The 12,888-nt window shown below is 42.5% G+C and carries 10 protein-coding genes; 7 read left to right on the forward strand and 3 right to left on the reverse strand.

The window, feature by feature from the left end:
* The 7 genes from VMW78_00540 to gtfA all read left to right on the forward strand — a co-directional run.
* Nucleotides 1-506, forward strand: a 506-nt coding sequence (locus tag VMW78_00540) for a sulfide-dependent adenosine diphosphate thiazole synthase (GenBank protein ID HUV49498.1), incomplete at its 5' end; no start/stop codon positions are given.
* A gap of 278 nt (nucleotides 507-784) precedes the next feature.
* Nucleotides 785-2,062 (forward strand): phosphomethylpyrimidine synthase ThiC, encoded by a 1,278-nt coding sequence (thiC, locus tag VMW78_00545; protein ID HUV49499.1) that lies wholly within the window; start codon nucleotides 785-787, stop codon nucleotides 2,060-2,062.
* Nucleotides 2,063-2,086: 24 nt separating this feature from the next.
* A complete protein-coding gene (locus VMW78_00550; GenBank protein HUV49500.1) occupies nucleotides 2,087-4,267 on the forward strand; it encodes an ATP-dependent RecD-like DNA helicase in 2,181 nt (726 codons plus the stop codon).
* Nucleotides 4,268-4,338: 71 nt separating this feature from the next.
* Complete coding sequence (locus VMW78_00555; protein HUV49501.1) at nucleotides 4,339-4,827, forward strand: metallophosphoesterase family protein; 489 nt, start codon at nucleotides 4,339-4,341, stop codon at nucleotides 4,825-4,827.
* A 73-nt stretch (nucleotides 4,828-4,900) separates the two neighbouring features.
* On the forward strand, nucleotides 4,901-5,812 hold the full coding sequence (locus VMW78_00560; GenBank protein HUV49502.1) for a PfkB family carbohydrate kinase: 912 nt from the start codon (nucleotides 4,901-4,903) through the stop codon (nucleotides 5,810-5,812).
* On the forward strand, nucleotides 5,799-7,997 hold the full coding sequence (locus VMW78_00565; GenBank protein HUV49503.1) for an HAD-IIB family hydrolase: 2,199 nt from the start codon (nucleotides 5,799-5,801) through the stop codon (nucleotides 7,995-7,997). Before VMW78_00560 ends, VMW78_00565 begins: the two co-directional genes overlap by 14 nt.
* The gene (gtfA, locus tag VMW78_00570) at nucleotides 7,994-9,442 is read left to right on the forward strand and encodes a sucrose phosphorylase (protein HUV49504.1); all 1,449 of its coding nucleotides are present in this window, start codon (nucleotides 7,994-7,996) and stop codon (nucleotides 9,440-9,442) included. Before VMW78_00565 ends, gtfA begins: the two co-directional genes overlap by 4 nt.
* Before the next feature lie 30 nt (nucleotides 9,443-9,472).
* Here gtfA and metF read toward each other — a convergent pair whose 3' ends face one another.
* The 3 genes from metF to VMW78_00585 are packed head-to-tail and all read right to left on the reverse strand — an operon-like array spanning nucleotide 9,473 to nucleotide 12,870.
* Entirely contained in the window at nucleotides 9,473-10,357 is an 885-nt protein-coding gene (metF, locus tag VMW78_00575; protein HUV49505.1) for a methylenetetrahydrofolate reductase [NAD(P)H], read from the reverse strand.
* Between the two features lie 26 nt (nucleotides 10,358-10,383).
* Entirely contained in the window at nucleotides 10,384-10,818 is a 435-nt protein-coding gene (locus VMW78_00580; protein ID HUV49506.1) for a secondary thiamine-phosphate synthase enzyme YjbQ, read from the reverse strand.
* Between the two features lie 60 nt (nucleotides 10,819-10,878).
* Complete coding sequence (locus VMW78_00585; protein HUV49507.1) at nucleotides 10,879-12,870, reverse strand: U32 family peptidase; 1,992 nt, start codon at nucleotides 12,868-12,870, stop codon at nucleotides 10,879-10,881.
* Nucleotides 12,871-12,888 lie beyond the last annotated feature (18 nt).

Below are 12,888 nucleotides of genomic sequence, written 5' to 3' on the forward strand. Positions count from 1 at the left end.
CGGGCTATTATACGGCAGATGCGGTTGAATCGATCACAACCATTGCTTCATGCGCGACCAGGGCTGGAGCCAAGGTTTTTAATTGCATGAGCGTTGAAGATGTCATGATCCGCGAGAATCGTGTCACCGGTCTTGTTATTAACTGGTCGCCGGTTGAAACAGGCGGTCTTCATGTGGATCCCCTTACTATCAAAGCAGAAAATGTCGTTGATACAACCGGACATGCCAATGAGGTGCTTCGTGTGATTGAACGCAAGGCAGATATGAAATTAAACACGGAAACCGGAAAGGTAATGGGCGAGCGTTCTCTCTGGGCAGACAAGGCGGAAAGGCTTACGCTTGAAAATACCAAAAAGATCTGTCCCGGAGTTTTTGTAGCCGGAATGTCCGCTAATGCTGCCTTCGGCGGACCAAGAATGGGGCCCATTTTCGGAGGAATGCTTCTTTCAGGGAAAAAGGTGGCGGAACTCATTATCGCCGAAGATGTAACTTCTCAAAAATTTTAAGGTAAATTAGATACTCAAGTTTCGCAATAACCTGTAAAAAAGACTTTTTTACAGGTGCAACATAACTGATAAACTCATAAAAAGTCTAATTTTGCTCTCTCTGTGACCAATTTTGGGATTCAGCTTTCACCTGGCTAAATTGCAAGAACTCGGGCTAACGCCCTCAAACAGCTTGCAATTTTTAACGCCAGGCTCGACCTGAATCTTTCTCCAAAATTGCTCAATATCGCTCGCAAAATGACTTTTAAAGAGTTCATCATAACTAAGAGGTATAAAATATGACACAATTAGAAACAGCGCGTGAAAATAAAATTTCAGAGGAAATGGAGATATGCGCCAGGCAAGAAGGGGTGGAGCCGGAATTTATCCGCAAGGGTGTTGAGGACGGCAACATTGTAGTGGTAAGGAATAAAAAGCATACATCTGTTTTGCCTGTCGCTATCGGCAGGGGCCTGAAAACCAAGGTTAATGCCAATATCGGCACGTCAAAAGATCGGAACGATCCTGATATGGAGCTCAAGAAGGTAAAGGTATCAATTGCCGCCGGAGCAGATACAATAATGGATCTTTCCACAGGCGGAGATATCAGAGCAATAAGACAGGCGATTATCAGTCAGTCGTCGCTGGTAATCGGGACGGTTCCGATATATCAGGCTGCTGCTAATATGCTCAATTCCGGAAGAGCTATTGTGGAGATGAGCGCAGATGACATGTTTAATGTAATAGAAGAGCACGGCGAAGATGGAGTGGATTTTATTACCGTCCATTGTGGTGTGACAAAAAGAAGTGTCGGCTGTATAGTAGACGAAGGCCGTCGTCTTGGCATTGTCAGCAGAGGAGGAACCTTTTTATCAAAATGGATGGAATGTAATGAAAAGGAAAATCCGCTTTATGAGCAATACGATAGATTACTTGAAATAGCTAAGGCTTATGACATGGTTCTCAGTCTTGGTGACGGACTGAGGCCCGGCTGTATTGCCGATGCAACCGACAGGGGACAGGTGCAAGAACTTATTCTGCTGGGCGAGCTTACAAAAAGAGCAAGGGAGCGCGGTGTTCAGGTAATGATAGAAGGACCAGGCCATGTTCCCATCAATGATATTAAGGCAAATATAAAACTGGAAAAGAGCCTTTGCCACGGCGCTCCATTCTATGTGCTTGGTCCCATCCCCACGGATATAGCTCCTGGTTATGATCATATAACCGCGGCTATCGGAGGCGCCATAGCCGGAGCAGCGGGCGCGGATTTTTTGTGTTATGTTACTCCGGGGGAGCACCTGAGACTTCCGACCATAGAGGATGTAAAGGAAGGGATTATAGCATCCAGAATTGCCGCCCATATTGCAGATATTGCCAAGGGGGTTCACGGAGCGCTTGAAAAAGATCTGCTTATGGCAAAGTATAGAGATGACTTTGACTGGGAAGGGCAGATAAAGTTATCCATTGATCCTGAAAAAACCGAGTCTTTTCTGGAAAAAAGTGAAAGCGCCGGCAAAGAAGGTTGCACGATGTGCGGTGATTTTTGTGCAATTAAACTCGGTAAAACAAAAAAATAAATTCTGTTGTTTTTGAGAATGCCTATGCTTATTGATCTTCAGGGCCGGATTGAAAAAATTACATATTCGGATAAAGAAAGCGGTTTCACCATTGCAAAGGTAAAGGTGGACGGACAAGTAGAACCGGTGACCGTGGTCGGAAAACTGATGTCTCCTGTGCCGGGTGTAATCCTCAAAATGAAAGGTGAATGGGCAGATCATCCCAAATACGGCAGGCAGTTCAAGGTAATCGATTATAAGACGGCTGTTCCCGCGACCGTTTGTGGGATTAAAAACTATTTGGGCTCAGGCCTGATTAAAGGTTTAGGGCCGGTCATGGCCGGCCGCATCGTAAAAAAGTTCGGCATAAAAACCCTGGATATTATTGAAAATAAAATTGAAAAACTTGCGGATGTAGATGGTATCGGGGGAAAACGTATTGCCATGATCAAAACATCCTGGGATGAGCATAAAAATATCCGGGATGTAATGCTTTTTCTACAGACTTACGGGGTCAGCACCGGCTACGGAGTAAAAATCTTCAAACAGTACGGAAACAGATCAATAGATGTTGTGCGGGAAAACCCATACTGTCTTGCAACCGATATTTTTGGCATAGGTTTTACCATAGCGGACAGCATTGCGGAAAAACTCGGATTTTCCAAAGATTCTGAATTGCGGGTTAAAGCAGGCATCCTTTATGTGTTAAACCATCTTGCAGACAAGGGACATGTCTTTTACCCTTATGAACTACTTGTAATCGAGTGCGTCAAAACACTTCAGGTCAACAGGAAAATAGTCGCAGATGCCATTGACACTGCGGCAGGTGAAGGAAAAATAGTTATTGAGGACATTGATGACGCTATTGAAGAATTCAGGGCATACAATAAAGCTGTTTACCTGTCTAAGTTCCACTTTTGCGAAACCAGAATCGCTTTTTTGCTTAAAAGGCTTGTGTGTTCGCCTAAATCAATCCGCAATATTAACGCAGATCAAGCCTTAAAATGGGTACAAAAACAATTGGATATAATTCCGGCAAAAAATCAGGAAGCGGCAATAAGGGCGGCTCTTCAAAACAAGGCAGTCGTTATCACAGGCGGACCCGGCACGGGCAAAACCACAATTATCAACGCCATGATAAAAATTTTTGCCGGGCTTAAAACAAAAATAATGCTGGCAGCCCCCACAGGCAGGGCGGCAAAACAGATGAGTGAAACTACCGGTCATAACGCTGCTACTATCCACAGGATGCTTAAGTTCAGCGTTCAGAAAGGAGGCTTTCAAAAAAACGAAAAGAATCCGTTAAATTGCGACCTGCTGATTGTTGATGAAGCATCAATGATAGACACGATTTTGATGCACCATCTTTTAAAGGCCATTCCCGCCGGCGCCACCTTTATCCTTGTCGGCGATGTTAACCAGCTTCCTTCCGTAGGACCGGGAAATGTTTTAAGCGATATTATTAAATCAGGCATAATGCCGGTGATAGAACTCAGCGAAATTTTCCGTCAGGCCAGGGGAAGCCGGATTATCATTAATGCTCACAAAATTAATAGAGGAATTGTTCCAGATATCAGGGCACAAGATTCATTAGGATTAAGAAAAGATTTTTATTTTATTCAGCAGGAAGATCCTGAAAAGGTCCTTGAAATTATTATCGAGCTTGTCAAGAAACGTATTCCCAGCCGGTTCGGCTTTAATCCAATTGAAGAGATTCAGGTTTTAACACCTATGCATAAGGGGGTTATCGGAGCCGAAAATCTCAATGCAAAATTGCAAACAGCTCTAAATCCGGGCAAAGATATGGTAATAAGCGGCAACAGGAACTTTAAGGTTGACGACAAGGTAATGCAAATTAAAAATAACTATGAAAAGGATGTTTTTAACGGGGATATCGGCAGAATAATCGGTATCTCAACTACAGACAGGGAAGTAATTATATCCTTTGACGGCCGCAGAGTGACATACAGGTTTACAGATCTTGATGAAATTATTTTAGCTTATGCTGTTTCAATTCATAAGTCACAGGGCTCCGAATATCCGGCTGTAGTAATTCCCGTTCTTACACAGCATTATATCCTCTTGCAGCGCAATCTCATTTATACCGCGGTAACCCGTGGCATAAATCTGGTTGTAATGGTCGGCACACTCAAGGCTCTAACTATCGGGGTAACTAACGATAAAACACAAAAAAGATTTACATATTTAAGATATCGATTATTATAATAAAAAAGGATCATAAGGATTCAAGGGGTCAAGGGGCATAGTAAAGAAAAGAACCTAAAAGAATAACTATTATGTCAATTAAACTGCCAAACAAGAGCAACTATCTTGTCGGTGTTATTTCCGACACTCACGGTTTGCTCCATTCATCGGCGATCAAACTCTTTACAGATATTGATCTGATAATTCATGCGGGAGACATTGATAAACCCGAGCTGCTTTCCTTTTTGCAGTCAATCGCGCCTGTTGTTGCGGTTCGAGGAAACATGGACAAGGGAACATGGGCTGCAGATCTGGCTGAGACAGAGGTGGTCGAAGTCGGTGAAGTCTTGGTGTATGTACTTCACAACCTATATATGCTTGATATAGATCCGGTGGCCGCGGGTTTTAATGCCGTCATAAGCGGCCATACTCACAAGCCTTCCATCGTCAACCCAAAAGAGGTGCTTTTTTTAAATCCTGGAAGTGCGACTCTGCCGAAGTCCCCTTATATGAACTCTGCAGCATTGCTGTATATTCATAGAAACTCTCTGAAGGCCGAGATTATCGAGCTGAAGGAATAACCCGAATCAGGCAGGCTTGATAGCGCATGGTTTTATTCTCAAATTGTTCTCATGAAAATTGGAGACAAAACTGATGATACTTGCCATCGGTGAAATACTTTACGACATATTTCCAGAATACAAACGATTAGGAGGCGCCCCCTTCAACTTTGCCTTTCATGTCAAAAATCTCGGGAAGCCGGTCCGCTTTATTTCAAGAGTTGGAAATGACCTTGAGGGCAAGGGGATAATAAATTTTCTGCAACAACACGATTTACCGATTGAAAATATTCAGATCGACAACAGGCATAATACAGGAAAAGCACTCATAGAGCTTAACGGCAAAGGTGTTCCCGCATTTAACATCCTGCCAGACGTTGCCTATGATTATATTGAGTTCAATACATCAGTCGCATCATTACTCAATGCAGACACCGAGCTCATCTATTTTGGAACCCTTGCCCAGAGAAGCGAACATGGTTTCAAAACTATACAGCGGATTCTTTCTCAAAGGGCCCCTGTAACAAAATGCCTTTACGACATTAATCTCAGGCCCCATTGCTTTACAGAGCAAGTTGTTGTAGAATCACTCAGGCAGTGTGATCTGCTAAAACTAAATGATGAAGAACTTGAAATCTTAAAGCAAATCTTTGCTTTTAAAAAAAGCAGCCGTTCATTTATCGAACATCTTATGATTAAATATCGCCTTGAAATGCTATTCCTTACAAAAGGCAAAAACGGAAGTGAACTGTTTACATTAGATAAACATTTTCAAAAAGAGCCGGAAAAACTAAATAATACTGCCGATACCGTAGGCGCTGGAGACGCTTATACAGCAATGCTTTCAATAGGATATATTAACAAGTGGCTGCCGGAACAAATCCTGGAAAAGGCCTCGGAATTCGCCACGCGCATCTGTGAAATTGAGGGGGCAGTCCCAACCGACCCAGCTTTTTACAAGAAAATTAGCGTCAGCATAAAAGGGAAGCAAAATGAAAAAGCATAAATTATACATTCAAATGTTCAGCATTCACGGACTCATTCGTTCGGAAAATATGGAAATGGGATATGACGCCGATACAGGCGGTCAGATCAATTATGTGGTTGAACTGGGTAAGGCGCTCAGCAATCGTAGCGATGTAGAACGTATCGATCTCTTTACACGTTTAATTATGGATAAAGCCGTGTCGGAAGACTACTCCAGGCCGATCGAAAAAGTAAGCGATAAATTTCGTATTGTGAGAATCCAGTGCGGCGGCAGGAAATATATCAGGAAAGAGCGGCTCTGGCCCCATCTGGATGAATATGTTGACAAAACCATTAAGTTCATTAAACGTGAAAATTCGATACCCGACATTGTCCACGGTCATTACGCAGATGCCGGATATGTAGCCACGCAGCTTTCAAAAATATTCGGCATTCCCTTAATATTTACAGCGCATTCACTGGGCCGGCCCAAAAGGGAAAAACTTCTTAATGACGGCTTGAAGCAATCGGATATTATCAAAAAATATAAAATTGACCATCGAATCCATATTGAAGAAGAGATTCTGAAAAATGCAGACCTTATAATAACCAGTACCAGCCAGGAGGTTGAAAAGCAATACGGGATGTATCAGAATAATAATTTGCCGGCATACCGTGTAATATCACCGGGGCTGGATCTGGAAAAATTTTACCCTTATTATCATGACATGCTTCCTGAAACTAAAAAAGATGAAGTTCAAACCTATGCGCGGGCCGCTGTGCTTAAAGAATTAAACCGCTTTTTTAGCCACCCTGACAAGCCCTTGATATTGACGCTGAGCCGTCCTGATGAACGCAAAAATATCTCAGGCCTGGTCAAAGCTTACGGGGAGGATCTTGAATTGCAGGCTATGTCTAATCTTGCGGTGTTCGCCGGAATTCGGAAAGATATTGCCGAAAAGGAAGAAAACGAAAGGAACGTTTTAACCAAAATGCTTTTGCTTATGGACAAGTACGATCTTTACGGAAAGATGGCTATCCCTAAAAAACATGATTTTGAATACGAGGTTCCTGAATTATATCGTATTGCCGCTGAGAAAAATGGGGTTTTTATAAATCCGGCGTTGATTGAGCCTTTTGGATTAACGCTGCTTGAAGCTTCAGCAACCGGTCTTCCAGTTGTGGCAACCTATGACGGCGGGTCCAAAGATATCATACACAACTGTTGTAACGGCATTCTTGTGGATCCGACCGATACAAAAAAAATAGCCGCGGCTCTTAAAACAATAATTACAGATCACGACACGTGGGAGAAATTTTCAAAAAATGGTATTATAAACGTCCGCAAACACTACTTATGGGAAAAACATGCCGAAAAGTATATAAAAGAGGTTAAAAAACTTGTTAAAGAATTCACCAAATCGGAAATAGGCATTGCCGTCCCGTCCGATTCCGTCGGAAAACGTCTCGCAAGACTAAATTATTTTATTATAACAGATATTGATAACACTCTGATTGGGGATCAGGAAAACGAAAATCTTAAAGACCTGCTTGCGTTGCTGATGAAAAATCTGGATACCATTGGATTTTGTGTTGCTACCGGCAGAACTGTTGCTTCTGCTGTTGAATACTTAAAACAGCATAACGTAAATGCGCCGGATATAATTATATCATCAGTAGGCTCGGAAATCTATTACGGAAAAGATCTACACTACAGTCAGGGATGGGATGCACATATATCAAGCAAATGGAATCGCAAAAAAATTGTTGAGTTGTTAAAAGATGTCGATTTCATAGAATACCAGGAAGAAATAACGCAGCGGCGGTTTAAAATCAGCTATTTTATGAAGCCTGGAAAGGACCGGCTGGCCATGATCCATAATTTATTGCTGAAACATGGATGTCGATACAACCTTATTTACTCCCACCAGAAATACCTTGATATTCTTCCTTGTCGAGCATCCAAAGGCAAAGCAATGCGGTATCTCAGCTACAAATGGGAAATTTTTCTGAAAAATATCCTTGTTTGCGGAGATTCCGGAAATGACGAAGAAATGCTTCGCGGCGAGCCACTTGGAGTGGTAGTAGGCAACTACAGCAAAGAGCTTGAAAAACTCAAACACGGGAAAAATATCTATTTTGCAAAACAAAAATATGCCGGTGGAATCATAGAGGCTATAAAACACTACAATTTTATTCAAAAGGCAAAAGGTGATATCTTATGACGATTCAAAATAAAGTCCAGCTTATTACCTACCCTGACAGCCTGGGCCATAATCTGCCTGAACTGCATTATGTTTTGCGGAAATATCTGAAAGAAGCGATCGGCGGTGTTCATATTCTTCCGTTTTATCCTTCTTCGGCGGATCGAGGATTTGCACCCTTGACCTATGACAAAGTAGATCCTAATTTCGGCACATGGGAGGACATAGAGAAAATAGGCAATGATTTTGATTTGATTATAGATTTTATTGTAAATCATATTTCCAAGCAGTCTGTTTTTTTTCAAGACTATATTGAAAACGGCGATGATTCCGAATACGCTGACATGTTTATAAGCCTTAAAAACCTAAGTCCTGATGGAGAGATAAGCAAAGAAGATCTTGCTAAGGTTTACACACGTAAGCCCAGGGATCCTTTCACAGTAATCGAACGACCGGACGGGTCAAGAGAAAAAATATGGTGTACATTTGATTATCAACAGATTGATCTGAATTGGCTGTCTTCGAAAACCCGGGAAATTTTTCGGAATTTTTTGCTCAGGCTTTCGCGAACCAATGCCAAGCTTATCCGGATGGATGCATTTGCATACACAACCACTAAAATTGGAACAAACTGTTTCTTTTTAGAACCGGATGTATGGGAATTCCTTGAATGGCTTAACGGGTTCACTACAGCCTTTGATACTGAAATACTGCCTGAAGTACATGAGCATTATTCTTACCAGTTAAAAATAGCTGAAAAGGGGTACTGGACATACGATTTTGCTCTGCCTTTGCTGGTGCTGCATACCCTTTATCACCACACCAACAAAAGACTGATTCACTGGCTTAATATCTGTCCCAGGAAACAAGTTACAACTTTAGATACCCATGATGGTATTGGCGTTGTTGATGTGGCAGACCTGATGAGTAAGGAAGAAATAGATCGAACAATTAACGGCTTGTACGAAAAGGGTTCAAATGTAAAACGTATCTACTCTGGACATGAATATCAAAACCCGGATATTTTTCAGGTGAATTGCACTTATTTTGCTGCTTTGGAGTGTAATGAAAACTCTTATATCGCTGCTCGCACAATTCAGTTCTTTGCACCAGGCATTCCCCAGATATATTATGTTGGCCTGCTTGCCGGAGAAAACGACACAAAACTTGTAGAGCAGACCCACCTTGGACGAAATATTAATCGTCACAACTACGATTTGGATGAAATCGATATGGAAATCCAGAAACCGGTAGTGCAAAGATTGCTTAAACTAATGAAATTCCGGAATACATATCCGGCCTTTAATGGCATCTTTAAGGTTGAAGATTCCCCGGAGAACAGGCTGATACTCACATGGACGGATAATCAATCCAGAGCAAAAGCATTTATCAATCTTGACAACTACAATACGAAAATAACTTACTATGATCCTGAAAAGGATTCAGATTGCGAATTTATTGTCTGATCCCAAAAACAGTTAAGCCCTGACTTGACTTTAAAACTGCGAGGCATCTTTGACATCAAGTTCTTTAAAAATTTTAAAAATTGCCGGGGAACTGTTAAGAGTATACAGGTGAATCCCCCGAACATCATTGTATATAAGATTACGCACTTGCTCTGCTGCCCAGCGAATACCCACTTCTTCAAAATATTCATCAGTTTTAGCCCGTTCAACAGATCTTAAAAGCCCGGCAGGAAAACGGGTGCCTTCGGCCAGTTGTGCCATGCGAATCATTCCTTTGCGGGTTGTTAAGGGCATAACACCTGCAACAACAGGAATATGGATGCCGGCCAATTCACATCGCTCACAAAAATCATAGAAATCCCGATTGTCAAAAAACAGTTGGGTGACTATATAGTCGGCTCCTGCATCTACTTTTGCCTTAAGATATTCCATCTCCTTGAGCCTGTTCGGAGTTAATGGATGGCCTTCCGGAAAACCTGCGACACCGATACAAGTTTTCGGATAATTCTTCTTTATAAACGATACAAGATCTGCGGCATAATCAAAACCATTTTCAGGACGTTTCCAGACTGCCTCGCCCTTTGGAAGATCCCCTCGAAGTGCGAGGATGTTTTCAATACCGTTTTCAGTATTTTTCTCAAGAATCGACATTATCTCATCTCTTGTAGAGCCCACACATGTTAGATGAGAAACCACGGTTAAACCCATCTTTTTCTGAATCCCGGCGACCAGATTAGTTGTATGATCACGTGTTGATCCGCCGGCCCCGTAAGTAACGCTTGCGTAAGAAGGTTTAAGCTGCATTAGATCTGAAACAGTCTGAAAAATGTTATTAAATCCAACCTCTATTTTAGGAGGAAAGAATTCAAAGCTCAAGGCCGGCCTAACTGAATTAAGTATTTCTTTTACGAGCATTATATATCCTTTTTTTTACAATACCGTCAAACTTCAGTTCCTGTGATTGTTACTTCAATTTTTCTGTTGCGGGGCCTGTTGTCGTGGTTTATTGCCACTAACTGCTGCCAGGTTCCAAGCCTGAGCCGGCTGTCTCTTACCGGCAGGATGATTGAAGGGCCGAGCAATGCAGCCTGAACATGGCCGTGGCCGTTACCGTCATGCCATGCCTTTTCATGTTCGTATTCCAGATCAGGCGACGCAAGCCTGTTTATGGCTATTTTAAGGTCTTCCACAACTCCGGGTTCGAACTCGATTGTGGTAAGCGATCCTGTTGAACCGATTATTGTGGCGCAAAGACTTCCGTTTTTAATTTTAGATTCTGTTACCAGCCTGTTAATTTGATCCGTGATATCGCAGATATCAGGACCTGTTTTCAACTTCACTTCTATGTATTTGCAAAACATTATTACAGATTTCATAATTATCCTCCAAAAGCCCGGACCTCGTCAAGTATTTGTTGGGTTTATGGTTGAAGGTTTTTATTTAAGTTTTAAATCCCAGTTCCACAATCCAGGTCTTTTTTTCATCTTAACCTCGGCAGGTACCGGTTCGATCAGGTTCACAAACAAGAGGTAACCCGCCTTTTTAAGCTCGTCCTTTTTAGAGCTTATATCAAGCTCCCAGTTGGGATAAACCCAGAAATCAGAGCCGTATTTTTTTACCCACCCCTGTTCCCCCTTTGGACTGGTAAACTCAGCGTCTGCTTTAAAGTTACTGGAAAGGATACGGGATATGCTAAGCGGCCAGTTACCGGAGATAACAATTCCCAGGGGCAGAGGGCTGTTTTCCGGCAGATGTAAAAAATCCTGGCTGTCAAGTTCAGGGCTGACAATGGCTCCTGAAAATCCAAATTTAAGCAGAGTGTTTATGGCCAGCGCATTGGCTATATTGCAAAAAGGGCCGGCCCAGAGATTCAAGGATTTTGGATTTGTGAAAAGAGCAATCTGCCATGGTGAATTGAGAACAAAATTTATGCCGCCATTTTTTATGGTAACTTCAATAATGCGCTTTATTTTTTCCTCATCCTCCGGCCAGATAACAGGAGGAAGCCACCACCAGAGTTTGGGCGCGAGCCTTTTTGAGGGTTTGTCCATGCTTTCAGGAAAAATCCAGACCCCGGTTGCGCCTTTTAGGCTTCCCATGCCGAATTCTCTGTTTACATTAAGTTCAAAGAATTCACCTCTTTTTTTAGCGATATGTCTACCTGGAAGCCTGGCATTAAAGTTAGAGGAAGCAACATCTGTTTCCGGTATTTTGGTCAACATGTCTTCAAGCCCGGACAGCATCTCCTCAAGCCATTTTTCACGCCTGTCAATAAGGAATACCGGAATGTCTTGCATGGGCTTTATTGCAGAAGACAGATTTATATAGATGCGCCCCCTTTTGGGAATATATTTTGGTATCCTGTAAATAGAATGCCATGAATCATCCTCATATCCAAGGCGAAGAAGGTCCCCAGGCATAAGTGACTGCCTTGGAATTATATAAGGTTTCTGTTTTGCGCCCTGTATTTTTCCTACAAGAAGACCCGAGCCGGTTTGAACATCAATATTTACAGGATTCTGGGGCCGCTGGGGTAAAAAATAATAGTGGGTTCCTGTTCTGCCAAGCGCATTTGCAAGGAGATCAAGAGCCTCTTTTTTCATCCCAGGGTCTTTCCTGTGATCCCTTAAAAGTTTATAGGCCTTTACAGTGTGAAAAACATAATGAGGCCCTTTTTTCCGGCCTTCAATCTTCCATGTTTGAATTTCCGGGATTGAAAGCAAAACCTTGGTTAGAACATCCATGCTTAGATCCATGCAGGAAAAGAATCTTTTAGCCTGGCCTTTTTGAGTATAGAGTCTGCGGCATGGCTGGACACATCTGCCTCTGAGACCGCTTTTCCCTCCTAAAAAACTGCTCCAGTAGCATCTCCCGGAAACGCCATAGCAAAGGGCTCCGTGAACAAATATTTCAAGCCCAAGACCCTTTGGGCAGGCTGATGCCATTTGTTTAATTTCTTCTATGTTAAGCTCTCTGGGAATAACTACCCTGTCAACTCCCAGCTCTTTTCTTATAAGTTCCAGGGCGGTTTGAAAGCTTGCATTGGCCAGTGTTGACAAATGAAGCTCCCCTGCAAAGCCTGTTTGTCCGGCGAGTTGCACAAGAGCCAAATCCTGAATAATTAGAGCATCCGGTTTGACATAACGGTTCAGCCGATCCAGGATTTTCCCCGCAACATTTAAATCACCGGGTTTTAAAAGGGAGTTTAATGCCACAAAGACCTTTATGCCTTTGTCATGGGCAAGTTGTGTAAGAGGGATCAGATCGTTGAGGCTAAAATTTTTTGCCTCCATCCGCGCTGACAAGCTTTTCAGCCCGCAATAAACAGCATCAGCGCCTGCTGCCAGGGCAGCCAGAAAGGAGGCTTTGTTTCCTGCCGGAGCCAGAATTGAAGGGCAAGGTGTTGTTTTGGGTTCTTTGTTGATCATTATGCTGTTTTTGCTTTG

The sequence above is a fragment of the Anaerolineae bacterium genome (assembly GCA_035529315.1).
Lineage (GTDB): Bacteria > Desulfobacterota > Desulfobacteria > Desulfobacterales > ETH-SRB1 > Desulfaltia.